This is a genomic window from Sphingomonas floccifaciens, assembly GCF_042681125.1.
In the GTDB taxonomy this organism is placed as follows: Bacteria; Pseudomonadota; Alphaproteobacteria; order Sphingomonadales; family Sphingomonadaceae; genus Sphingomonas; species Sphingomonas floccifaciens.
In genome coordinates, this window is the sequence record NZ_JBHUFC010000003.1 from 516,856 (window position 1) to 540,067 (window position 23,212).

General features: G+C 65.3%; 27 protein-coding genes. 11 read left to right on the forward strand and 16 right to left on the reverse strand.

Annotated elements, in window-relative coordinates:
* The first annotated feature begins 41 nt into the window (after positions 1 to 41).
* A complete protein-coding gene (locus ACFSC3_RS09530) occupies positions 42 to 2,732 on the forward strand; it encodes an ATP-dependent DNA helicase (protein WP_380940173.1) in 2,691 nt (896 codons plus the stop codon).
* Positions 2,729 to 3,271, forward strand: coding sequence for a SixA phosphatase family protein (locus ACFSC3_RS09535; protein ID WP_380940174.1), 543 nt, complete (start codon positions 2,729 to 2,731; stop codon positions 3,269 to 3,271). Before ACFSC3_RS09530 ends, ACFSC3_RS09535 begins: the two co-directional genes overlap by 4 nt.
* Before the next feature lie 715 nt (positions 3,272 to 3,986).
* Here the strand turns inward: ACFSC3_RS09535 and ACFSC3_RS09540 are convergent.
* The 5 genes from ACFSC3_RS09540 to rpmF form a co-directional block, all read right to left on the reverse strand.
* A complete protein-coding gene (locus ACFSC3_RS09540; protein WP_380940175.1) occupies positions 3,987 to 4,337 on the reverse strand; it encodes a MerR family transcriptional regulator in 351 nt (116 codons plus the stop codon).
* An 8-nt stretch (positions 4,338 to 4,345) separates the two neighbouring features.
* Complete coding sequence (locus ACFSC3_RS09545) at positions 4,346 to 4,645, reverse strand: integration host factor subunit alpha (protein ID WP_380940176.1); 300 nt, start codon at positions 4,643 to 4,645, stop codon at positions 4,346 to 4,348.
* A gap of 154 nt (positions 4,646 to 4,799) precedes the next feature.
* Positions 4,800 to 5,774 carry a beta-ketoacyl-ACP synthase III gene (locus tag ACFSC3_RS09550; protein WP_380940177.1) on the reverse strand — a complete coding sequence of 325 codons (975 nt, stop codon included), beginning with the start codon at positions 5,772 to 5,774 and terminating at the stop codon, positions 4,800 to 4,802.
* Positions 5,771 to 6,805, reverse strand: coding sequence for a phosphate acyltransferase PlsX (plsX, locus tag ACFSC3_RS09555; RefSeq protein WP_380940178.1), 1,035 nt, complete (start codon positions 6,803 to 6,805; stop codon positions 5,771 to 5,773). Before plsX ends, ACFSC3_RS09550 begins: the two co-directional genes overlap by 4 nt.
* Before the next feature lie 34 nt (positions 6,806 to 6,839).
* A complete protein-coding gene (rpmF, locus tag ACFSC3_RS09560) occupies positions 6,840 to 7,019 on the reverse strand; it encodes a 50S ribosomal protein L32 (protein WP_056422835.1) in 180 nt (59 codons plus the stop codon).
* 186 nt (positions 7,020 to 7,205) lie between these two features.
* Between rpmF and ACFSC3_RS09565 the strand changes: the two genes are divergently transcribed.
* Entirely contained in the window at positions 7,206 to 7,640 is a 435-nt protein-coding gene (locus ACFSC3_RS09565) for an MAPEG family protein (protein WP_380940179.1), read from the forward strand.
* 102 nt (positions 7,641 to 7,742) lie between these two features.
* On the opposite strand, the gene ACFSC3_RS09570 is transcribed toward ACFSC3_RS09565, so the two are convergent.
* Positions 7,743 to 8,402 carry an MBL fold metallo-hydrolase gene (locus ACFSC3_RS09570; RefSeq protein ID WP_380940901.1) on the reverse strand — a complete coding sequence of 220 codons (660 nt, stop codon included), beginning with the start codon at positions 8,400 to 8,402 and terminating at the stop codon, positions 7,743 to 7,745.
* Between the two features lie 37 nt (positions 8,403 to 8,439).
* Here ACFSC3_RS09570 and ACFSC3_RS09575 point away from each other — a divergent pair, with 37 nt between their 5' ends.
* Positions 8,440 to 10,110 carry a recombinase zinc beta ribbon domain-containing protein gene (locus tag ACFSC3_RS09575; protein WP_380940180.1) on the forward strand — a complete coding sequence of 557 codons (1,671 nt, stop codon included), beginning with the start codon at positions 8,440 to 8,442 and terminating at the stop codon, positions 10,108 to 10,110.
* A 135-nt stretch (positions 10,111 to 10,245) separates the two neighbouring features.
* Positions 10,246 to 10,830, forward strand: a complete 585-nt coding sequence (locus ACFSC3_RS09580) for a recombinase family protein (protein WP_380940181.1) — start codon at positions 10,246 to 10,248, stop codon at positions 10,828 to 10,830.
* A gap of 36 nt (positions 10,831 to 10,866) precedes the next feature.
* On the opposite strand, the gene ACFSC3_RS09585 is transcribed toward ACFSC3_RS09580, so the two are convergent.
* The 3 genes from ACFSC3_RS09585 to ACFSC3_RS09595 form a co-directional block, all read right to left on the reverse strand.
* Positions 10,867 to 11,874, reverse strand: a complete 1,008-nt coding sequence (locus ACFSC3_RS09585) for an endonuclease domain-containing protein (protein ID WP_380940182.1) — start codon at positions 11,872 to 11,874, stop codon at positions 10,867 to 10,869.
* A gap of 185 nt (positions 11,875 to 12,059) precedes the next feature.
* Complete coding sequence (locus ACFSC3_RS09590; RefSeq protein ID WP_380940183.1) at positions 12,060 to 12,566, reverse strand: hypothetical protein; 507 nt, start codon at positions 12,564 to 12,566, stop codon at positions 12,060 to 12,062.
* A 48-nt stretch (positions 12,567 to 12,614) separates the two neighbouring features.
* Positions 12,615 to 12,830 carry a hypothetical protein gene (locus ACFSC3_RS09595; RefSeq protein ID WP_380940184.1) on the reverse strand — a complete coding sequence of 72 codons (216 nt, stop codon included), beginning with the start codon at positions 12,828 to 12,830 and terminating at the stop codon, positions 12,615 to 12,617.
* A 190-nt stretch (positions 12,831 to 13,020) separates the two neighbouring features.
* On the opposite strand from ACFSC3_RS09595, the gene ACFSC3_RS09600 reads away from it, so the two are divergent.
* The 5 genes from ACFSC3_RS09600 (at position 13,021) to ACFSC3_RS09620 (ending at position 16,226) form a co-directional block, all read left to right on the forward strand.
* Positions 13,021 to 13,284 (forward strand): aminotransferase class IV, encoded by a 264-nt coding sequence (locus ACFSC3_RS09600; RefSeq protein WP_380940185.1) that lies wholly within the window; start codon positions 13,021 to 13,023, stop codon positions 13,282 to 13,284.
* Between the two features lie 76 nt (positions 13,285 to 13,360).
* Positions 13,361 to 14,560: a pyridoxal phosphate-dependent aminotransferase gene (locus ACFSC3_RS09605; RefSeq protein WP_380940186.1), complete on the forward strand. Its 1,200-nt coding sequence runs from the start codon at positions 13,361 to 13,363 to the stop codon at positions 14,558 to 14,560.
* Between the two features lie 141 nt (positions 14,561 to 14,701).
* Positions 14,702 to 14,878: a hypothetical protein gene (locus ACFSC3_RS09610; RefSeq protein ID WP_380940187.1), complete on the forward strand. Its 177-nt coding sequence runs from the start codon at positions 14,702 to 14,704 to the stop codon at positions 14,876 to 14,878.
* Between the two features lie 38 nt (positions 14,879 to 14,916).
* The gene (gene msrA, locus ACFSC3_RS09615; RefSeq protein WP_380940188.1) at positions 14,917 to 15,570 is read left to right on the forward strand and encodes a peptide-methionine (S)-S-oxide reductase MsrA; all 654 of its coding nucleotides are present in this window, start codon (positions 14,917 to 14,919) and stop codon (positions 15,568 to 15,570) included.
* A 188-nt stretch (positions 15,571 to 15,758) separates the two neighbouring features.
* Positions 15,759 to 16,226, forward strand: a complete 468-nt coding sequence (locus ACFSC3_RS09620; protein ID WP_380940189.1) for a DUF4126 family protein — start codon at positions 15,759 to 15,761, stop codon at positions 16,224 to 16,226.
* A 60-nt stretch (positions 16,227 to 16,286) separates the two neighbouring features.
* On the opposite strand, the gene nusB is transcribed toward ACFSC3_RS09620, so the two are convergent.
* From nusB to hisG, 3 genes are all read right to left on the reverse strand, one after another.
* Positions 16,287 to 16,757: a transcription antitermination factor NusB gene (gene nusB, locus ACFSC3_RS09625; RefSeq protein WP_380940190.1), complete on the reverse strand. Its 471-nt coding sequence runs from the start codon at positions 16,755 to 16,757 to the stop codon at positions 16,287 to 16,289.
* A gap of 203 nt (positions 16,758 to 16,960) precedes the next feature.
* Positions 16,961 to 18,256, reverse strand: a complete 1,296-nt coding sequence (gene hisD / locus ACFSC3_RS09630) for a histidinol dehydrogenase (RefSeq protein ID WP_380940191.1) — start codon at positions 18,254 to 18,256, stop codon at positions 16,961 to 16,963.
* Between the two features lies 1 nt (position 18,257).
* Positions 18,258 to 18,977 carry an ATP phosphoribosyltransferase gene (gene hisG / locus ACFSC3_RS09635; RefSeq protein WP_380940192.1) on the reverse strand — a complete coding sequence of 240 codons (720 nt, stop codon included), beginning with the start codon at positions 18,975 to 18,977 and terminating at the stop codon, positions 18,258 to 18,260.
* 47 nt (positions 18,978 to 19,024) lie between these two features.
* Here hisG and ACFSC3_RS09640 point away from each other — a divergent pair, with 47 nt between their 5' ends.
* A complete protein-coding gene (locus ACFSC3_RS09640) occupies positions 19,025 to 20,083 on the forward strand; it encodes a DUF2332 domain-containing protein (protein ID WP_380940193.1) in 1,059 nt (352 codons plus the stop codon).
* Positions 20,084 to 20,279: 196 nt separating this feature from the next.
* Here the strand turns inward: ACFSC3_RS09640 and ACFSC3_RS09645 are convergent, their stop codons facing one another.
* From ACFSC3_RS09645 to ACFSC3_RS09660, 4 genes are all read right to left on the reverse strand, one after another.
* Positions 20,280 to 21,164 (reverse strand): alpha/beta fold hydrolase, encoded by an 885-nt coding sequence (locus ACFSC3_RS09645; protein ID WP_380940194.1) that lies wholly within the window; start codon positions 21,162 to 21,164, stop codon positions 20,280 to 20,282.
* 157 nt (positions 21,165 to 21,321) lie between these two features.
* Positions 21,322 to 22,221 (reverse strand): pirin family protein, encoded by a 900-nt coding sequence (locus ACFSC3_RS09650; RefSeq protein WP_380940195.1) that lies wholly within the window; start codon positions 22,219 to 22,221, stop codon positions 21,322 to 21,324.
* Positions 22,218 to 22,922 carry a glutathione S-transferase gene (locus ACFSC3_RS09655; protein WP_380940196.1) on the reverse strand — a complete coding sequence of 235 codons (705 nt, stop codon included), beginning with the start codon at positions 22,920 to 22,922 and terminating at the stop codon, positions 22,218 to 22,220. Before ACFSC3_RS09655 ends, ACFSC3_RS09650 begins: the two co-directional genes overlap by 4 nt.
* A complete protein-coding gene (locus tag ACFSC3_RS09660; RefSeq protein ID WP_380940197.1) occupies positions 22,923 to 23,210 on the reverse strand; it encodes a BolA family protein in 288 nt (95 codons plus the stop codon).
* Positions 23,211 to 23,212 lie beyond the last annotated feature (2 nt).

A 23,212-nucleotide genomic window follows, 5' to 3' on the forward strand; every position in this document is an offset into this window, starting at 1 on the left:
CTCACGTTTCCATTTCGTTCCGACCGCCGTAAGCCATCGAAATGCTCCCCCACCCCGCCCTTCACGCCAGCCATGGCGGCATCTGGATCGCCGATGGCGACGGGTGCCGTGCGGTCGGGCGGGGGGAGGCGATCCGCATCGCTGCGGATACGCCGGTCATCCTGCTCGGCGCCTCGATCGCGGGGCAGCGGCTGGGCTATGCCGAGCTGTCCGGGCTCGACCTGCTGGAGCTGTTCGCCTTCGTCTACCCGGCGCGCTTCGCGGTACCGACGCCCAAGGGGCTGGCTGCTGCGCTCGGGCTCACCCCGCCCGCCAGCGACGATGCGGTCGCGCCCTTCCTGCGCGAGGCGGCGGCGGCGATGCTGGCGACGCTGGACGGTGACTGGCCGGAGCGCGAGGGCGCCTGGACCGCGGCGCAGACGCTGTTCCGCCTGCGCTGGCCGTGGGCGCCACAGGTGACGGCGTGCCTGTCGAAACCGCAAGGCGGCGAGCGCTGGCTGTTCTCGCGCCTGCCCGAATGGGAGGAGGGCGCGCCGCGCCCTGCGCCACGCACGGTGACGCTGGCGGACGATGCGGTCGCCGATCGCCTCGCCCGCCTGACAGGAACGGCGGCCGAGACGCGTGAGGGCCAGCGCCGCTTTGCCGCCACCGCCGCGCAGGCCTTTGCCCCCCGCCGGATGCGCGATACGCCGAACCTGGTGCTCGCGGAGGCGGGAACGGGGATCGGCAAGACGCTCGGCTATCTCGCGCCGGCCTCGCTGTGGACCGAGGCGGCGGACGGCGCGGTGTGGGTTTCGACCTTCACCAAGGCGCTGCAACGCCAGCTGGGGCACGAAACCGCACGCCTCTATCCCGACCCCGCCGAACGCCGTGCGCGCGTCGTCACGCGCAAGGGGCGGGAAAATTACCTGTGCCTGCTGAACCTGGAGGACGCGCTGCAAGGCGGCTTCCAGGGCCGCGCGGCGATCCTTGCGCAACTGGTCGCGCGCTGGGCGGCGTATAGCGCGGATGGCGATATGGTCGGCGGCGATCTGCCCGGCTGGCTGCCGACCTTGTTCCGCCGCAACGGATCGACCGCGCTGACCGACCGGCGCGGCGAGTGCATCTACGCCGGTTGCCCGCATTATCGGAAATGCTTCATCGAACGCGCCGCGCGGGCGTCGGCCAACGCGAACATCGTCATCGCCAACCATGCGCTGGTGATGGTCAACGCCGCGCGCGGGCGGGAAACGGCGACGCGGCCAACGCGTTATGTGTTCGACGAAGGCCACCACCTGTTCGAAGCGGCCGATTCGATGTTCGCGGCGGCCCTGACCGGCGCCGAGGCGATCGAGATCCGGCGTTGGGTGACCGGCCCCGAAGGCACCGCGCGTGGCCGCCGCCGGGGGCTTGCCGCACGATTGAGCGACGTCGCCAGCTATGACGAAGAAGGCGGCCGCGCGATCACGCAAGCGGTCGAGGCGGCGCGGGCGCTGCCGTCCGACGGCTGGCTCGCGCGATTGCAGGAAGGCGCGCCGTTCGGCCCGGTCGAGGCGCTGCTCGGTGCCGTCCGTGGGCTGGTCTACGCCCGCGCCGCCAAGGACGACGACGCGGGCTATGCGCTGGAGACCGAGCTGGCCGAGCCCGACGCCGCGCTGGTCGATGCCGCCGGTCCGGCGGGGGCTGCGCTCGATGCCCTGGTCCGTCCGCTGGTCGCGCTCGGCCGGCGGCTGGAGGCGGTGCTGGCGGAGGCACCCGACTGGATGGACGGTCCGGCGCGCGCGCGCATCGAAGGCGCGATCGCCTCGCTCGGCTGGCGCGCGGAGACGGTCGGCGCCTGGCTGGCGCTGATCGCGCGCATCGGCGGGCCGGCCGATCCCGATTTCGTCGACTGGCTGGCGGTCGACCGGGCGGAGGGGCGGGAGTGGGACGTCGGGCTGCACCGGCACTGGCTCGACCCGTCGCGCCCCTTCGCCGAGACGGTGCTGAAGCAGGCGCACGGGGCGGTCATCACCTCCGCGACGTTGCGGGCCGGGGGCGATTGGGATGTCGCGGACGCGCGCAGCGGCGCAGTGCATCTGGAGGGCTCGGCCATCCACTTCGCGGCGCAGAGTCCGTTCGACTATGCGTCGCGCGCCGAAGTGCTGATCGTGACGGATGTGAAGCGCGGCGACCTGCCCGGCCTGGCCAATGCCTATGCGCGGTTGATCCTGGCGGCTGAAGGCGGGACGCTGGGCCTGTTCACCGCGATCCGGCGCTTGCGGGGCGTCCATGCCCGCATCGCCGACCGACTGGCGCGTGAGGGGCTGCCGCTCGCGGCGCAGCATGTCGATCCGATCGATACCGGCACCCTGGTCGACATCTTCCGCGACGATCCGCGCGCGTCGCTGCTCGGGACCGATGCGCTGAGGGACGGCGTCGACGTACCCGGCCGATCGCTGCGGCTGGTGGTGATGGAGGGCGTGCCCTGGCCCAAGCCGAGCGTCCTTCACGCCGCGCGACGGATGGCGGGCGGGGGTAGCGCCTATGACGATCGCATCGTCCGTGCGCGACTCGCTCAGGCCTTCGGGCGATTGATCCGTCGCGCCGACGATTCGGGCGCGTTCGTCCTGCTGAGCGCGGCGATGCCCTCGCGCCTGTTGTCCGCCTTCCCCGACGGCACCCCGATCCGCCGGATCACCCTCGACGAAGCGATCGAGCGCGTGCGCGCGCTTCCTTCCGTCGCGCCGATCCGGCAGAAGGCGGGAGCATGAAGACGCTGACGCTGCTCCGCCACGCCAAGTCCGGCTGGGACGATCCCACCCTGCGCGACTTCGATCGCCCGCTGAACGCCAAGGGCCAGCGCGCCGCGCAGGTCGTCGGGCGGCACTGGAAGACGCTGGGCCTGACCTTCGACCGCATCGTCGCCTCGCCGGCGGTGCGCGTGGTCGAGACGCTGGAGCATATCGGCCGCGGCTATGGCCAGACGCTCGAGCCCGAATGGGACAAGCGCCTTTATCTCGCCTCCGTCGCCTCGCTCGTCGACGTCATTCAGGAACAGTCGGACAGCGTCGACCGATTGCTGCTGGTCGGCCATAACCCGGGGCTGGAGGAGTTGGTCCTCACCCTCGTGCCGCTGGCTGGCGACAATCCCGCCCGCGCCGACGTCGAGGAGAAATTTCCGACCGCCAGCCTCGCAGAGATGGCGTTCGACATCGACCGCTGGAGCGATGCCGGGGCCGATCGCGCAACGCTCGCGCGTTTCATCCGCCCTCGCGACCTGGACCCGGCGCTTGGTCCGGGCGCGGATTAAGGCATCGCGCGTCCAACGTGGTCGGTTCGCCCTGCGCGATGGCGAAGGGGCGTCGTACATTCGTGCTTCGACTTGCCCGGCACGAACGGTGGACGGCGAGCCTGATTCACCTGCCGTGATGCGGACTCGTGCTCCGGCGTAGGCTGGAGCGGTGGCGGGCGTCAGGACTTCGATTGCCTAGAGGCGGGAGCGATCAGCTTTGTTCACTCCCGTTCGCCCTGAGCGAAGTCGAAGGACTGCTCTCCGCAAGGTGCTTCGACTTCGCTCAGCACGAACGGTTGAACAAAGCTGATCGAAACCGACCCTAGACTCCGGCCTGCGCCGGAGCACGGGATGGTCCGGGATGAGCTGAATCGCTCGCTCGGCACGGTTCAGCGGCAGCGCTTGGAGCACGGACGATCGTGAGGGGCTTCGACCGCAACGGCTTAGTGTGCGCCGTTGCACATGACGATTTGGGCTGGAGCAGCAAGCGGCTAAACCGGCTTAACCCCAACCGTTCGTGCTGAGCGAAGTCGAAGCACATGAGTCCCATGCCCTTCGACTTCGCTCAGGGCGAACGGATCGGGTAGCTCAACACCGTTGAAAGCCTCGCGCCAAGGCACAAGCTATCGTCGGCAGCACGCCTGCGAGGCGCGTCCGTCGAGTGTCATCGTCGATTGGTCCAGTCAGGATGGGCGGTGCCGCGTGTCCATGCCTTGGCGCCTGCCCGGTCGCGTTACTCCCGTCCGCGATCCGACCGATCGTCCTCCGACAGGGCGGCGGCGAGGCCGTCGCGAATGTCGGTCAGTACCGCCTTGCGCGATCCGCGCCTGGTCGGTGCCTCTTCCGCGAGCAGCTTCTGCACGCCGCGGATCGTATATCCTTCCGCTTCCAACAATGTCTGGATGCGACGCACGAGCGCGACATCCTCGGGGCGATAATAACGGCGGTTGCCGGCACGCTGTAGCGGACGGAGCTGAGGAAAACGCGTTTCCCAATAGCGCAGGATATGCTGGGCGATGCCCGTTTCCCGCGACAGTTCTCCGATCGTCCGAAACGCGGCCGCCGCCTTTTCCGGCGCGACCATCGTGCGTATCAGCTTGCCGCCACGATGCGATCGCGCATCATCTGGCTTGCCCGGAAGGTCAGTACGCGCCGCGGCGCGATCGGCACTTCGACGCCGGTCTTGGGATTGCGGCCGACCCGCTCGCCCTTGTCGCGCAGCACGAAGCTGCCGAAACCCGAAATCTTCACATTCTCGCCATTGGCCAGTGCTTCGCACATATGGCCGAGAATCTGTTCGACGAACTGCGACGAATCCGCCCGCGACAAGCCGATTTCATGATGCAGCGCTTCGGCAAGATCTGCGCGCGTAAGCGTCCCCGCTTCCTGCATAACGTCCTACTCCGTTGCCCCGCCCCCAGTAACCGGCAGGCAGCATTTCAATACCATGACGGACGAAGTGGTGCAAAAGCCAGCCACGGCCATTAACCCATTTTATACGTCGCGAGACGGCGAAGTCCGCCAATTTGAGTAGACGAAATCGGTTTCAGAAGCGGACGACGGCAGCGCCCCACGTGAAGCCGCCGCCCATGGCTTCCAGCACGATCAGGTCCCCGCGCTGAATGCGACCATCGCGGACGGCGACATCGAGTGCCAGAGGAACCGAGGCCGCAGAGGTGTTGGCATGCTGGTCGACGGTCATCACGACCTTTTCGGACGGCAGCCCCAGTTTCCGCGCCGTGGCATCCAGGATGCGCGCATTGGCCTGATGCGGCACGACCCAGTCGACATCCTCTGACGACAGGCCGGCGGCGGTCAGCGATTCCCCCATCACCGCGGCCAGATTGACGACCGCGTGGCGGAAGACTTCGCGACCCTTCATGCGCAGTTTGCCGACCGTACCAGTGGTCGACGGACCGCCATCCACGTACAGCAGCTCGTTGTGGCGGCCGTCGGCATGGAGCCTGGTCGACAGGATGCCGCGGTCGCTGCCGTCGCCCGGCTGTTCCTCGGCCGCCAGCACCATCGCGCCGGCGCCGTCGCCGAACAGCACACAGGTGGTGCGGTCTTCCCAATCGAGCAGCCGGCTGAACGTTTCGGCACCGATCACCAGCGCCTTGCGATGCGCGCCCGCGCGGATCATGCTGTCCGCGACCTGCACGGCGTAGAGGAAGCCCGAACAGACTGCCGCGACGTCGAAGGCGACGCAATCGTCGATGCCAAGCGCGGCCTGCACCTTGGTCGCGGTGCTGGGGAAGGTCTGGTCGGGCGTCGCCGTCGCCAGCACGATCAGGTCGATGTCCTGCGCGCGCAGGTCGGCGGCGGCGAGCGCCGCCTTCGCCGCATCGGTCGCCAGCGTCGACGTCGTCTCGTCCGGACCGGCGATGTGGCGAAAGCGGATGCCGGTGCGCTCGACGATCCACTCGTCGGTAGTATCGACCTGCTGCGCCAGTTCGGCATTCGACACGCGACGTGTCGGGAGAGCCGATCCGGTCCCGAGGATCACCGCCCGGGTCGTCATGCCGTCGCCTGCTCGTCAAAATGGGCCAGATCGTCCTTGATCCGGTTGAGCAGGTCGTCGCGCACCATCTTGGCGGCGACGCCGATCGCGTGTGCGACGCCGAGCTCGGTCGCACCGCCGTGGCTCTTCACGACCAGCCCGTTCAGCCCGAGGAAGACCGCGCCATTGTGATTGTTGGGATCGAGGTGGTCGCGCAGCAACTGCGTCGCGGGCTTTGAGATGAGGAAGCCGATCTTCGAGCGCACCGAACTGCGGAAGGCGCGTTTCAGCAAGTCGCCGACGAAGCGCGCGGTGCCTTCCGCGGTCTTCAGCGCGATGTTGCCGGAGAAGCCGTCGCACACGACGACGTCGACGTTGCCGCGCGAAATGCGGTCGCCTTCGATGAAACCCGAAAAGGTCATCGGCAAGTGCGTCGCCGCCTTCAACGCCGCCGCCGCCTCGCGCACCTCGTCGGTGCCCTTCAGCGCTTCGGTGCCGATGTTCAGCAGCGCGACGCGGGGGGATTCGAGGTCCAGCGTCGTGCGCGCCCAGGCCGCGCCCATGACGGCGAACTGGACCAGGTTGCGGGCGTCGCATTCGGTGTTCGCCCCCAGGTCGAGCATCACCGTGTCGGTGTCGCCCAGGCTAGGCAGCATCGCGGCGAGGGCGGGGCGATCGATGCCCGGCAGCATGCGCAGCGACAGCTTCGACATCGCCATCAGCGCGCCGGTGTTGCCCGACGAGACGGCGGCGGCGGCCCGGCCCTGCTTCACCAGATCGATCGCGACGCCCATCGACGTCGTCTTCGCACGGCGGATCGCCTGGCTGGGCTTGTCGTCGCCGCGGATGACGTCGGGCGCGTGGACGATCTCCGACGCGGCGGTCAGGTTCGGATGCGCGGCCAGACCCTCACGGATCCTGGCTTCGTCACCGACCAGCAGGAAGCGCATGTCGTCGAACCGGCGACGCGCGAGCGCGACGCCGGCCAGCATGACCGCAAGCCCCTCGTCGCCGCCCATCGCATCGACGGCGATCCGCGCATCGGGGGACATTACGGTGCTACCCTTTTGGTCAGGTGAAAGGGGCTCAGCCCTCGACCGAGACGACTTCGCGGCCGTTATAGTGGCCGCAGGCGTTGCACAGGTTGTGCGGGCGCTTCAGTTCGCCGCAGTTCGGGCATTCCTGGAACGCTTCGACCGACAGCGCATCGTGCGAGCGGCGCATGCCACGCCGCGACGGCGAGGTCTTTCTCTTGGGGACGGCCATGTCGGCAACCTTCTAAAATACGAATCTATGATCGGTCTCGCGGAACGCGCTACAGCGCCTGCCCGAAACGAGCAAGCGCAGGTTCTGCCCGCGAAGCGAAGGCGCGCCTATAGCGATTTTGTGCGCTGTTGCAACCCGACGCGGTTGCCGTCACGCTGGCGGGCGTCCGACCAAGGGGGAATTACCATGCCGATCGTCTTGCCCGCAACGCTCGCCACCGCCGCGGCATGTGCCGTGCTCAGCGTCTGGATGGCGATGCGAATCGGCGCGTTGCGGCGCGGACGCAAGATCTGGATGGGGGACGGCGGCGATCCCGCGATGGTCGCGCGGATGCGGGCGCAGGCGAACTTCGTCGAATATGCGCCCTTCGTGCTGATCCTGCTCGCGCTGCTCGAACTCGCCAAGGGGCCGAGCGTGTGGGCCTGGGGTTATGGCGCGGCGTTCGTCGTCGCGCGCATTCTTCACGTCTTCGGCATGGACGGGTGGAAGCCGGGGCGCATGGCGGGCGCGATCCTGACGCTGCTCATCCTGCTGCTGCTGGCGGGCGAATGTGCGTGGGTCGCGTTTTCGGCGCCTAATCCGGCTGCGGCGATCGTCTTGGATATCCCGACGAAGGGCTGAGCATCTTCGATCGTCATGCCAGACTTGATCCGGCATCCAGGGTCACAGGCGACGTGGCTTGTGACCCTGGATCCCGGGTCTAGCCCGGGATGACAGAGAAACTTACCGCCGCAGCACCGCGTCCCCCACGAACGGATTGTTCGCCCGCTCGGCGCCGAAACTGCTGACAGCGCCGTGGCCGGGCAGGAACACGGTGTCGTCACCCAGCGGCCACAGCTTGGTGACGATCGACGTGATCAGCGCCTGCGGGTCGCTCATCGGAAAGTCGGTGCGCCCGACCGATCCCTGGAAGAGGACATCGCCGACGATCGCCAGCTTCGATGCCGGGTGGTGGAACACGACATGCCCGGGCGTGTGGCCGGGGCAGAGATAGACGTCGAGCGTCAGCGCGCCGACCGTCACCTGCTGCCCTTCGTCGAGCCAGCGGTCGGGTTCGAATACCTCCGCCGGCACGCCCCAGGTCCGTGCATCGTCGTCCAGACGCGCGATCCAGAACCGGTCGGCCTCGTGCGGTCCTTCGATCGGCACCGACAGGTCGCGCGCCAGCTGCGCCGCGCCGCCGCAATGGTCGAGATGGCCGTGGGTGATCAGGATCTTCTCGACCGTGACACCAGCCTGGGCGATGGCGTCCTTGATCCGTGGCAGGTCGCCGCCCGGATCGACCACCGCCGCCCGCCTGGTCGCGGTGCACCAGAACAGGGTGCAGTTTTGGGTTAATACAGTCACCGGGATGATGACCGCCTTCAACGGCGGCTCAAGAATATCGCGCACTGGGTCCTCGGCCTGTAAAGTCATGAACATGAAGACCAATGCCTTCTCGATCCAGTATGGACGCGTGAGCGACCCATCACAAGCGAGGGGAAACTCGCGAACCCGGCAGTTCGGCAAGATGCGCGATGAAGCCGGTCTCATGGGATACGATTGCCAACGCGAGGTGTTCGACGACGGACGCTCAGGATTTCACGGACACCACATCACCAAAGGCCGCTTGGGCGAACTACTCCAAGAGATCGACTCGGGCGCGTTGATCGGCTGGGTCTTGCAAATCGAGAATATCGACCGGCTCTCGCGTCAAGGGCAAACCGCCACGTTCGCGCTAGTAAACCGTATCCTTCAAGCGGGAGTGTCGATTCATACCTGCGACCAAGATCACTTGGAGGCGTATCAGGAGATTGAACTGCTCGATGTGATGAAACTCGCGGTCAAGGCCGAAGCGGCCAACAAGGAAGCAAAGAAGCGTCAGGACCGTGCGTCGTCGTCGTGGTCGATCCGCCGAGATCATTCCAAGGCTGACGGAAGGGCGATCCCCGGTGCCAAGCCCGCATGGGTCGAGCGTGTCGGCGACGAAAACAAGATCGTCGAGCGGCTTGCGGCTCAAGCGCGGCGAATTTGGGAGATCGCTGACGAGACTGGACACGGCGCTCACACCATCACCCGCCTGCTTAATCTCGAAGGCATTCCGATGTTCGACACTGGCAAGCCTTGGTATGCGTCGCGCGTCGATCTCATCCTCTCGGGAATGGAGGTCATTGGCTATCATCAGCCTCGCCGGAAGGACGGCGGGAAATGGGTGCCGGACGGAGCACCAATTAAGGTTTACCCGCCGATCATTCCACACGACCTCTACAAGCGGGTCAGAGACGCTGCTGCTACGCGGCTGGCGACGCATGGGGGTGGCAAGAGCAAGCGCATCGCAAACCTGCTGTCGGGCCTGTGTCGCTGCGAGTCGTGCGGTCGTTCGATGCGTATCGCTGGATCGAACAGCCGAGGTTACCTTATGTGCAGCGGACGCGACCGGGGCATTTGCGACAATGCGGTTGCCTTCCCCTATCGTGCGCTCGAATCAACCGTGCTCGACGAAGTCCTGCCTCTCGCGGTCGATGACGACGCCTTCGCGAACAAGAGCGAGGTCACTCGCGTTAACACCATCATCGCCGAGCGCGAAACGGCTCATCTGGTCGCGTTGGAAAAGGCCAAGGGGCTTCTGAACCTCGCAGCGCGGGGATCAGACATGGCGGTGGAGATGGCGCTCGCGGCCGAGGCTGCCGCGAAACGCATCGCTGAAAACCTCCGCGCACTCAGAAAACAGCGCGACGCGGCGATGGGGCGCGCCAACGCCGCGGAGCACATAGCTCGTCTGAAAGACATGCGGGGTCGGCTTCGCGACGACATCGATCTTCGACGCAAAGTCTTGCAGGCCTTTAACACCGTTATCCAAAGCGTGAGCTTCAGTTCCGAAGGCGTGACCACGCTGAGGTTGATCGGCAACATCGTCACGGTGAAGATCGGCGTGACCGGCTCGGTTCTCAGCGGAGAGGCCGCACTCACGCTGAAGGAAGACGAACTGGCGGAGCATAGCGATCAGAAAGTCGTCGACCTCGTCCGTGCCGTGACGCACCGCTTCGCCAAAATCTATCAACGAGGTGACGCGAACTGGAAAATGGACAAGGGCTTGCACCGGCAGGCGTGAGTGTCTCGATCAAAACTTGTAACCTTTGAGCCGCCCTCAATCGACCGTCTCCGATTAGATCAAAAGATAACTTGACGTATATTCAAGCCTGTATCATAAAAATTGCGTATCTTACGATCTATGCTGAGGCATCATATGAACCGCATCGCTTACTACCGCTCGTCAACTTCTGACCAGTCTGTGGAGGCGCAGCGGTCGGCGCTGGGCGGCGGGTTCGCGCGCGAGTTCATCGACGAGGGCATATCGGGCGCGGTGCTGGCGGCGGACCGACCGGCATTCGCTCAACTGCTCGACTTCGTGCGCGACGGTGATGTGGTCTGCGTCTACGCCGTTGATCGTCTTGGTCGCGACGCGCTCGATGTTCAATCAACCGTGCGCGCCCTGCTAGCGAAGGGCGTGTTGGTCGAGGTGCGAGGGCTGGGCCAGATTGGTCGTGGTGCAGGCGAACTGATTCTTGCGGTGCTGGCGCAGGTGGCCGACATGGAGCGGCAACGAATCAAGGAGCGGTGTGACAGCGGTCGCGCCGCTGCGCGCGAGGCGCTGCGCACCACTGGCAGAACGCACCGCGGCAAGGTGTCTCTGGGGCGTCCGAAGGCCGCGTCAAGCGACGATGTGGTCGCGTGGAGGCGGGCTAACTCGGCTAGCATCAGCGCGACGGCTCGCCAGTTTAACATTTCTGAGCCGACAGTAAAACGTTACTGTGCCTTCGCACAAAAATGAAATAATTATAATGCCTCTATGTTTCTAAAACTATTGTCATGAACGAAGGTTTTTAAATATCTCGTCATGGAGTTGTTGATTGCCAATTTTTTGCAAATTTTTCTTAAAATATGGAATTAATTTCTCATTGCTTTCTAGATTATTCAATACTTGCTGAAAGTATATATCTCTCTCTTTTTTCAGTATATAATATTTTTCACTCACTTCTTTATCAACGGCTTCGTTTCCGCTTAGATTTGGCGTTTCAAAAGCTGGAATAGTATTCTCTCGAGGAGTTGTGGCGTTGCCGAGCGCCTTGTTAAGAAAATCCATGTGCTCATTAAAATCGTGTAACTCTTGCGGGTCCATTGTTTGCAGTGATGCGTGCATTTTGGCGCTCTCGAGGGCGTATTCTATGGTCTTTTTTTCCTCAAAAAATACTAATTCCGCTGGAGCTATGTAATTTCTAATATCAATTAGATCACTGGCCCGTTTTCCAAAATCTGCAAATGCATTTACAGTAGATTTTAGCTTCTGCGCGCCAGATTTTTGTGGAACCACTTCGAGGATGGGTTTGCCCGCCAGCAACGCTTCATCGGTTAAGCGAACAGCTTCTTCGGGATGATTAAAAACAGTTTTAGCGGCAATGCGGACAACAGAATATCCAAGTCCTCGGAAGTAAGAATCCCTAGCTGAATCTCGGGCCTTTGCTCCCTCTGACGAGTGATATGCTGCGCCGTCAATCTCAATGATAAGCCATTTGTTTGCTAAAAAGTCTAAACGATAGCGTCCTACTTCTACTTGAAAATCTAGCCTAATACCTCTGCCTAAAAGAGAGCCATTTTCAGGAATTAGTTCATAAGCATCAACCATCGCACGAAGGAAGGCTACTTCAGCAGGTGATTCGCAGTGTTGCTCAATGAAAAAGCTCCAGTTCGGATCGCTTGCGACGGCGCGGGGTTCGCCGCGGAATTTTTGCTTAGGCGTAGTTGGAGCTTTTTCTTGTCGAAAATGCCAACCTATGAATATGCAAAATGCTATGAAAGCAAAGGTTATAATACCCAAGTCAAGCACCCCTTAATTCTAAACTTCGAATAAAGCTTTTAGCTTTTCGTATTATTTTGAATTTAGCACAAGGCAAAACTCCACTTTGCGGCCAGCCAAAGATGGGCAAGCCGCTGAGTGAATCTGCAATATCCGCCTCGATCTGACCGCCACTGGACACAGCATCCGGTCATTTCGCGGTGGGGTCAACGGGCGGGGTGAAACTCGTCCGCCCAGACCATGAGAGCCGGATCAGAGAACCGATGCTGTTGCTTTAGCGCGTAGCCGGTGATCTCGGCGTTGCCGCCGTGCCAGCTACAAGCCTCGACATCATAGGAGCCGCTCGGCACGATCTCGTTCCAGAGACCGCCGCGCTTGCGCGGGAACATCTTGCCCAGCGCAAACCACTTGCCCGGCGGGGCCTTCCACATCGAGTGGACATGAACATGATCGTGTCGCTGTCCCTCGAAGCAGAACAGTGCCTTAGTGCGATACTGCGACGGCACCTTGTTGAACCGCGAACTCACCAGCCGTTGATCGGCTTCGCGCATCAGCAGCTTTAAGTCCTCACGCGCCCGATCCAGCCCGACGCTCCGGTTCCACACCAGCGTGATCGCGTGCGTGAAGCGGAAGTCGTCAAGCCAGTCCATCATTGCGGCTTTCCAGCGGCGCTGACTGATCGTGTCCGTGTAGATGGGCAGGTTGGATGCCATGAGCATCTTATATCAGCTTAACCATCCTGCTCGCCATAATGACGAACATCATGCAGGCCCCATCTTCGCCTGTGCGTCGCGTTGGGCGTCGTTTGCCGCGCGAAGCTCGCCCTGATATCGTTGCGCCGCGTCCGACTTAGCACGCTGCGCATCGGTGAACTTTCGACGCGCCTTGACCTTTTTCTCTGCGGCTCGTTGGGCCTTCGCGGCAGCGGTCGCCTCGACAATCTCTTGGTATCTCATGGAGGTATTTAGACCGGGCATAGCAGCTTCGCCATGCTGCCCTTACTCACCCTTTACAGCGTGCAATTTTGTTGCAGCGGCGTGACCGGGATGATCGTGGCTTTGAGCGGAGGCTGAGTCATCACTAAACCCTTGATCGTCATCATCTCCCCGGTCAACTCGTCCCATATCGGGGTTGCTCCTGTCTCCACGCCGCGCCATGCATCATGGCATGAGCGACGCCACGCCGCCCGCTGCGCATCCGCGCGATCTGTCCGCGACAATGGCGTTCGACCCGATGGTCGGCCTTGCCGATCTGGAGGCGCATCTGACCACCCTGAAGGACGAGGCGACGCTGCTCGGCTATCCCTTCGACCGTCACGGCGTGCGCAACGAGCTTCAGGCTGCGACCTTCCGCCTGCGTGAGGCGGCGGCGGTCGAGCTGGTCCTGTCGCCGAGCGGGGCGATCGCGATCGTGGCGACGACCAACCGATAACAAATGTTGCGATTGCGAAAAGAGCACGCAGGGGAGTAAGGGGCGCCACCGCCAACTCACGAACGGACCCCGTCCCATGCAGCCCTCCGCCGCGCTCGGTCGTATCCAGCCCTCCGCCACGCTCGCCATGACGAGCCGCGTGTTCGAGTTGAAGCGTCAGGGTATCGATGTGATTGGCCTTGGCGCGGGCGAGCCGGATTTCGACACGCCCGACTTCGTGAAAGAGGCCGCGATCCAGGCGATCCGCGACGGCAAGACCAAATACACCAACGTCGACGGCACGGCCGAGCTGAAGGCGGCGATCGTCGCCAAGTTCGCGCGCGACAACAATCTGACCTATACGCCCAACCAGGTCACCGTGAACGTTGGCGGCAAGCACACGCTGTTCAACGCCTTCGTCGCGACGATCGACGCGGGCGACGAAGTGATCGTGCCGGCGCCCTATTGGGTCAGCTACCCCGACGTCATCCAGTTTGCGGGCGGGACGCCCGTGTTCGTCGCGGCGGGCGCCGACCAGGGCTACAAGCTGCGTCCCGAACAGCTCGAAGCTGCCATTACGCCCAAGACCAAGTGGGTCGTGCTCAATTCGCCGTCGAATCCGACCGGCGCTGCCTATAGCGAGGCCGAGCTGAAGGCGCTGGGCGACGTGCTGGAGCGTCATCCGCACGTCTGGGTGTTCGCCGACGATATGTACGAACACATCGTCTACGACGGCTTCCGCTTCCGCACGATCGCGGAGGTGTGCCCGAACCTGTACGAGCGCACACTGACCGTGAACGGCTGTTCCAAGGCCTATGCGATGACCGGCTGGCGGATCGGCTTTGCGGCCGGTGCGCCGTGGCTGATCAAGGCGATGGCGAAGCTCCAGTCGCAGTCGACCAGCAACCCCTGCTCGATCGCCCAGGCCGCCGCAGTCGCCGCACTGACCGGGCCGCAGGATTTCCTGAAGGAGCGTGCCGCCGCGTTCCAGACGCGCCGCGATCTGGTGGTCGACATGCTCAACCAGGCTGAAGGGATCGTCTGCCCGAAGCCGGAAGGCGCCTTCTATGTCTATCCGGACGTGTCGGGGACGATGGGCAAGACCACGCCCAAGGGCAAGAAGATCGAAACCGACGAGGACCTGATCGGCTATTTCCTCGACGACGCGCGCGTCGCGGCGGTCCATGGTGCGGCGTTCGGTCTCAGCCCGGCGATGCGGATCAGCTATGCCACGTCGGAGGCTGCGCTGACCGAGGCGTGCCGGCGTATCCAGGAAGCCTGCGCCGCCCTGCGCTGACGGACCATTAACCTAACGCAAAGCTGAACGGCCTCATCAGGGGGCGTTCACCGCGACCGGTGCAAGACCCTTGCATCGGAGCGCGGTGCTAACGATCTGGCGGTCCTCGTCAGCGGGAAAAGATTTCAATCGGGTGCGCCGATGGACAGGCGCGCCGCCAAGGATGTTCGTGATGTCAACCAAGACCAAGCCCAGCTTCCTCCGCCTGTTCCTCGGCGCTTCGCGTTCGGCGCGGTGGCGATGGTGTCGGTCGCGTCGGTCCATGCCGACGAATCGGTCATCCCGGCGGCGCACGCAGCGTCGGTCGTCACCCACTGAACGCATCTTTTTCCGCTGCCTTCGACGGATAAGGTGGCATGAAGACCTTTCTCCTCTCCATAGCCGCGCTCGCCGCCGGCGCCGCCTTGCTCGCGACGCCCGGCCAGGCCGAGCGCGCGGTTCGCATTCCTGCGGTTGCACAGGATGTTCCCGCCAAGCCGGGACTGCAGACGGCGGTCCTCGCGGGCGGTTGCTTCTGGGGCATGGAGGCGGTTTTCCAGGGCGTGAAGGGCGTACGCGACGTGACCGCGGGCTACGCCGGCGGCACGCGCGAGACGGCGAACTATGCTGACGTGTCGACAGAGCGCACCCGCCATGCCGAGGCGGTGAAGATCACCTACGACCCGCGCGTCGTCAGCTACGGCACGCTGCTGCGCATCTATTTCTCGGTCGCGCACGATCCGACGCAGGTCGACGGGCAATATCCCGATTCGGGGCCGAGCTACCGCTCCGCCATCTTCCCCCAGACACCCGAACAGCGCGCGGTCGCTGCAGCGTATATCCGCCAGCTTGGGGGCACCAAGGCGTTCGGGAAGCCGATCGCGACCAAGTTGGAGAGCGGGCCATTCTTCCCGGCCGAGGCGTACCACCAGGACTTCGCGCGCAAGAATCCGAATCACGGCTATATCGTGCGGTGGGACAAGCCGAAGGTCTCGGCGTTCAAGGCGGCGTTCCCGACGCTGGCGCGGTAACAGCCCACCGCCCCCTACTATCCCGTTCGCCCTGAGCTTGTCGAAGGGCCGTACTGCGATACGCCCGCTATGACCTTGCGGCACGAAGAACGGTGCTTCGACTGCGCTCAGCACGAACGGGTCGGGGAAGGTGCGGACCTCTCTTCGACAGACGGCGTTATCCGGACCTAACTACCCGGAGTCACACCATGCTCGCACCCTTCCTCATGGGCCTCGTCGGCGGTCAGCGCGCAATGACGCCGCTCGCGGCCGTTTCGATCGCCGCGGCGCGAGGCGAGTTGGCTGAGGACAACGGCGCGCCGAAGCTGCTCGCCAACCCGCTGGTCGCCACGGCCACCTTAGCGCTCGCGATCGGCGAGATGGCCGGCGACAAGCAGCCGACCGCGCCTGACCGGATCGTGCCCATCGGCCTACTCGGCCGCTTCACCACCGCCGCCATTGCCGGCGCGGCGCTGTCACCGAAGAAGGATCGCTGGCTCGGCGCGGCCGTCGGCGGATTGACCGCGGTCGTGGCATCCTTCCCCGGCTGGTATGCGCGGGCGATCGCGATCAATTACCACGGCCAGACGCCGACCGGGTTCATCGAGGATGCGGCGGTCGTGGCTGGTGCGGCGGCGATCGTGCGTCGCGGTGTTCCCGCGCAGGCGGGAGCCTAGGGCCGGGAGCAGCGCCCTCAATAACCCTGGGCTCCCGCCTGCGCGGGAGCACCGAACGCGTTACTTCCGCACGTCCTTCGCGACCGCGTCGAGCAGGCCGTTGACGAAGCCCTTTTCGCGCTTGTCGTAGAAGGCGTCGGCGACGTCGAGATATTCGCTGATGACCGCCGCCGTCGGCACGTCGTGGCGGGCGAGCAGTTCGTAGGTGCCGGCGCGCAGGATGCCGCGCATCGGCTTGTCGAGCCGCTCCAGGCTCCAGCCGGTCGACAGCTTTGCGGTGATCAGCCGGTCGATCTCCTCGCGCCGTGCATCCACGCCCGACACGATGTCGTCGAAGAAATCGGGATCGGCGTCGGCATATTCGACGTCCTCGAGCACCGCGCCCAGCCGATGCTGGTGAAATTCGGTCAGCAGCTGGCGCAGCGGCGTGCCTTCCATGTCCTGCTGATACAGCGCCTGCACCGCGCCAAGCCGCGCGGCGGCCCGCGCGGTCGATCGCGCGCGGGTACGGGGGTTCGAATGATTGGTCATGACGGGCGGCTCCCTACCCGTCCGGCGGGCAAAGGTCCACGCTGCGCGCTGAACCTGCCACACATCCGTTCGTGCTGAGCTTGTCGAAGCACCGTTCTTCGAAGTTCACGTTCGGCGCTGGCGGCACAAAGTACGGTGCTTCGACAAGCTCAGCACGAACGGTAAAGGGGACGTCCCGGGATTGCTCCTGAGCGGAAGCGGGTTCAGGCGCCCAGCCGCAACGCCACCGATCTCGCATGCGCCGGCAGTCCTTCGGCCTCCGCCAGCGCCACCGCCGCCGGTCCGATCGCGGCCAGCGCGGTCGCATCGCACGCCAGGAAGCTGGTCCGTTTCATGAAGTCGAGCACCGACAGCCCCGATGAGAAGCGCGCGCGGCGGCCGGTCGGCAGGACATGGTTCGGCCCCGCGACATAATCGCCGACCGCTTCCGGCGTGTGCCGGCCGAGGAAAACCGAGCCGGCATGTCGCACGCGGTCGAACAGCCCCTCCGCCACGTCGGCGTCGCAGGCGATCTCCAGATGCTCGGGCGCCAAGCGGTCGACCAGCGGCAGCGCCTCGTCGAGCGTGCCGACCACGACGATCGCGCCGTTCGCATCCCATGCCTGGCGTGACACGTCTCGCGTCGACAACTCGCCGATCTGGCGATCGACCGCGTCTGCCACGGCATCGGCGAACAGGGCGTCGTCGGTGAACAGGATCGACTGGCTGGTCGGGTCATGCTCGCTCTGGCTGAGCAGGTCGGCGGCGATCCAGTCGGGATCGTTGGCACCGTCGGCGATGACGACGATTTCGCTTGGGCCGGCGACCATGTCGATGCCGACGACGCCGTACAACTGGCGCTTGGCTTCCGCGACCCAGGCATTGCCGGGGCCGGTGACGACGTCGACCGGCTTGATGCGCGCCGTGCCATAAGCAAGCGCGGCGATCGCCTGCGCGCCGCCGATCCGCCATACCTCATCGACGCCGGCCAGATGCGCGGCGGCCAGCACCAGCGGGTTGACCTGGCCCTTCGGCGTCGGCGTCACCATCACCAGCCGCTCGACACCGGCGGCTTTGGCCGGCAGCGCGTTCATCAGAACCGAGCTGGGATAGGCCGCACGGCCGCCGGGGACGTACACGCCCGCCGCATCCACCGCGCGCCACCGCGCGCCCAGCCGAACGCCAACGCTGTCGGTTTCGTCGCGGTCGGCCGGAATTTGCTTGGTGTGATAGGCCGCGATCCGCTCGGCTGCGAGCTCCAGTGCGGCGCGCAAGTCGAGCGGCAGTCCTTCATAGGCGGCGAGCAAATCGGCGCGCTCGATCCGCCAGCCGGTTTCAGCCAGATCATGCCCGTCGAGCCGCTTGGTATAGGCCGCGACCGCGGCATCGCCCTCGTCGCGGACGGCGCGGACGATCGTCTGCACGTCGCGTGCGACATCGGCATCGGCCTCGCGCCGGGCGTTGACCAGCGCGGCGAAGTCGGCGTCGAAGCGCGGGTCGGTGGTGGTGAGGCGGATCATCTCAGTAAGCGTCCGCGCTGGGGATGGGCAGGGGCGCGGGTTCGGGCGTGACTTCGGCCTCGACTGCCGGCTCCGGCGTCACCGCCCGCCGAAACGCGTCGACCAGGGGCACGATCTCGGCGCGCGTCTTGAACGCAGCGCGGTTGACGATCAGGCGGCTGGTGACTTCGGTGATCACTTCCACCTCGACCAGGCCATTCTCCTTCAGCGTCCGTCCCGACGAGACGAGGTCGACGATCCGCGGCGCGAGGCCCAGCACCGGCGCCAGCTCCATCGCGCCGTTCAGCTTGACGCACTCGGCGCCCACGTCGCGGCGCGCGAAATGCGCCTTGGTCACGTTCGGATATTTCGTCGCGATGCGCACATGGCTCCACCCGCGCGGGTCGTCGCGCTCGGCCATCGCCGCGGGTTCGGCGACCGACAGGCGGCAGTGGCCGATGCCGAGGTCGACGGGGGCGTAGAGTTCCGAATAGTCGAACTCCATCAGCACGTCCGACCCGACGATGCCGAGCTGTGCCGCCCCGTGCGCGACGAAGGTCGCGACGTCGAACGCGCGGACGCGGATCAGGTCGATGTCACCGCGGTTGGTCGAGAAGCGCAGCGCCCGGCTGTGTTCGTCCGAGAAGGCGGCTTCGGGCTCGATACCCGCCCGCGCGAGCAGAGGCAGCGCCTCTTCGAGGATGCGTCCCTTGGGGACGGCGATGACGATCGGATCGGCCATGATGGCGGGGGCTTTACTTGGGCGCCGCGAGGGGCGCAATTGCGGGTATGGACAGGGCCGAACGCGCGAGGACGGCGTTTCGACGCCAGGCGGACTTCTGCGACGCGATGGATGCGCCGAAGACGGCGGCGATCGCGCGCGGGCTGGCCGACGTGCTGGACCGGGACACGCAGGTCGGGCGCGTCGTGCTCGACTGGTCGGGCGATCCGATCGCCGATGCGCTGCCGTTGCGTCTGGTCGGCGGATTGCATGCGCTGCACCGTGCGGGCGCCGCGGTGGGGTTCGATCGCGATATCGACCGGCTCCGCGCGGCGTTGGTCGAGCATGAGGCGGCGCTGCTGCCGTGGCTCGACGGGCCGCCGCAGACCAATGAACCCGGTCGGTCGGCGGCGCTGATGACGGGGTTGCTGCATCTCGCCGAGCGCTACGGCCCGCGGTTCGAGTTGTTGGAGCTGGGATCGAGTGCCGGGCTGAACCTGCTGATCGATCGCTATCGTTTCGACCTGGGCGGCGTCGCGGTCGGACCTCAGTCGCCGGTGCTCATCCGTCCGGAATGGCGCGGGAACCCTCCACCCGAGGCCGCGGTCGAGGTCGTCTCGGTGCGCGGCGTCGATGTCGCGCCGATCGACCTGACCGATCCGGCCGCTGCGGATCGGCTCGCCGCCTATGTCTGGATCGATGCGACCGAGCGGCAGGCGCGCCTCGACCGCGCGATCGCGATGGTCCGCGACCGGGGCGTTCGGCTCGACCGCGGCGATGCTGCCGAGTGGCTGGATGTGCGGCTGGCCGAACCGCAGCCGGCGGGCGTCACCCGCGTCGTGCTCCATTCGGTCGTCTGGCAGTATCTCGGGTCCGAACGACAGGCCCGCATCCGCGATGCGATCCACGCAGCCGGCGCGCGGGCGACGGCGGAGCGGCCGTTCGGCTGGGTGATGCTGGAGCCCAACCGCGACCTCGCCGCGCACGAGGTCCGCGTACGCGGCTGGCCCGGCGGGCAGGGAATGGAGGTCGTCGCGCATGCCCATGCACATGGTGCGTGGGTCGACGGGCTGGCAGTGCCGGAAGTGGCGAGCGATTATGTCCTGAGCGGCGTGGCGCCGGTCTGAACTCTTTTCGCCTGGAGATCGTCAGTCGGTCGATAGAACAAGTCCGTTCTTCTTCGTCATCCCGGACTTGATCCGGGATCCAGAGCCAAACAGTCGTGTCGCTCGTGGCCCTGGATCCCGGATCGAGTCCGGGATGACGTTTCCCAAAGTTCAACGGTCCAGCACTGTGACGCTTGATGACGAGCGAAAGTTGAGCCTAAATCCCCCAGTCCCGCATCGCCGCGATGACCGCCGGCGCATTCTCCCACGGCACGAAATGCCCGGCATCGACTCTGGTCACCGTCAGGTCCGGCACCAGCGCATCGAGCCCCTCAAGCTGCACCGGCAGCAACGCGGTGTCGCGCAGGCCCCAGATCACCAGCGTCGGCTGGGTGATCGGCGGGAAGGGAGCGTCGAGATAGGCGGGGCGCTCCGGCGTCTCGCCCGGCGGCGGGACGATGACTGCGCTTGCCCGGTACCAGTTGAGCATCGCCACAAGTGCACCGGGCTGCGACCAATCGGCGATGTACCTCGCGCGCTCCTGTGCCGTCACCTTGGTCATGTCGACATGCGGCGCAAAGCTCTTGTCGAAGAAGCTCTCCATGCCGATCATCGCGACGTGCGTTTCGATCCCCGGCGACCGGAACGCGGTGATATACTGGCTCGCCATGCGCTGGTCGGCATCGTCGAACAGGCTGCGCTGGAAGACGAACGGGTGCGGCGCATTGACGATCACCAGCCGCGCCACGCGGTCGGGCCGCTGCAACGCCGCCATCCACGCGATCGCCCCGCCCCAGTCGTGTCCGACGAGCGTGAAGCGGTCGATGCCGAAATGGTCGGCGAGTGCGATCAGGTCGCCGAGGATCTGGTCCGGGGCGTAATTCTCCACCCCTTCCGGCTTGGACGATGCCGCGAACCCGCGCTGGTCGGGCGCAATCATGAAATGGTCGCGGGCAAGGTCGGGGATGACCTCACGCCACGTCCGGTGCGATTCGGGAAAGCCGTGGAGCAGGATGACCGGCGGGTTCGCGGGGTCGCCCGCGACCGCCACCGCCAGCGTGACGCCGGTGCGGAGGGGAATGTGCTGGAGATCGTCGGTCACGCGCAATCCTCTCAACTCGTCTCGTCATTCCGGCGAAAGCCGGAATCCAGGTTTCTCTGCTCAGGCCTTCGTTTTGCTTGGCCCTGGATTCTGACTTTCGTCAGAATGACGGTGTCTTTGCCCAAGTTTCGCCTTCGCAGGAACGATGGTCATGCACTCACGGATAACTCACCGTCTTCGGCACTTCCGGGATCGGGATGAACTCCTCCGAATCGCCCGGCACCACCGGAAACTCCCCGGCCTTCCACGCGCGTTTCGCCTCGTTGATCCGTTCGCGGCTGGAGGACACGAAATTCCACCACACATGCCGCGGCGTCATCGCTTCGCCACCGCACAGCATCACCCGCGCGCCGCGCTCACTCCTGAGCGTCGCGGCGACACCCGGGCGCAGGACATAGAGGTTCGTGCGATCGAGCGGCACGCCCTCGACGCTGGCATCGCCGTCGCACAGGTAAAGTGCGCGCTCGTCGGCCTCCGCATCGATCGGCAGGCTGCCGCCGGGCGCCAGCAGGATGTCGGCATAGATCGTGCCGGCATAGGTCGTCGTCGGCGCACTGTGGCCCCACAGCGACCCCATGATGACGCGCGCGGTCGCGCAACCGTCCTCGATCACCGGCAATTGGGCCTTGGTGATATGCTCGAACGCCGGGGCCATCTCCTCGACCCGTTCCGGCAGCGCGATCCAGGTCTGGATGCCCGACAGCTCCGGGCCCTTCGCGCGTTCGTCGCCCGGCGAGCGTTCCGAATGGACGATGCCGCGCCCTGCCGTCATCAGATTGACCGCGCCGGGCTCGATCCGCGCCTTCGTCCCCAGCGAATCGCGGTGGTCGATCGCGCCGCCGAACAGATAGGTGACGGTCGCCAGATTGATATGCGGGTGCGGGCGCACGTCGATGCCCGTCCCGGCGTCGAGGATCGCCGGCCCCATCTGGTCGAAGAACAGGAACGGCCCCACCATCGTCCGCGCCTTGGCCGGCAGCGTGCGGTGGACCTTGAACCCGCCCAGGTCATGGGTGACCGGGGTCAGGACGATGTCGAACAGATCGTCGTTGGTCATTCGCCGTCAAGCTCCGGATAGTGGCGGAAAATGCCGTCTTCGTTGAAGGGCAGGCGGCGGTCGCTTTTCAGATAGGCGCGGATGCCGGGCAGGTCGGCGACCTGGTCGCGGATGCGGATCAGGTTGGGATATTGCCCGGCGATCGCCGCCATCCGCCGCGGGAACATATATCGCAGCCCCTCGACCAGCTGGAACAGCGACGTGTCGACATAGGTCCAGCGCCCGTCGATCGTCCAGTCGCCGCCGGCCGCAACCGCATCCTCTAAATAGGTCAGGAATTTCGGCAGGCGCTCGCTCCGGAACTGCGCCGCGGCACGGGCGGCCTCCGGCTTCTGCTCGTCGTAGTAAGCCATCATCTCGACCGGATGATGGACGTTGTGCACCTCCGCCACGACGTCGGCGACGGTCAGCTGCAGTTGCTGGATCCAGTAACGGTCCGCCAGGTTGGTCGGCGCCAGGTCGTGCTGCGTCCCCAGAAACGCGAGGATGTTGGCGACCTGCGCGATCACATGGCCGTCGATCTCCAGATAGGGCGGGGCGAATGGCGCGCGGGGGGCGTGTTTCGCCATGTCCGCCATCAGCGCCTCGGCCCCCAGTTCGCGCGCGCAGTCGCGATAGTCGATACCGGCCGCTTCCAGCGCCAGCCGCACGAACTCTCCGCGCCCCTGAATGCTAGGCCAGTACCAGAGATTATAGGCCATCTATCCCTCTCCCGGCGCACGGGCGCGGATCGCCAGCGCATGGATGCGGGTCGCCAGCAGATCGGCCAGCGCCCGGTTCACCAACCGCTGACGCGCGACGCGGTTCAATCCGGTGAAGGCGGGGCTTTCGACCTCGACGGTGAAATGGCTCTCGCCCGTCCCGTCGTCGCCCATATGCCCGGCATGGAGGTGGCTGTCGTTCGAGACGACGAGGTGCGACGGAGCGAGCGATTCGGTCAGCCGGGCGGCGATGATATCGGCCAGCGGTGCGGTAGCGGTGTCGGTCATGC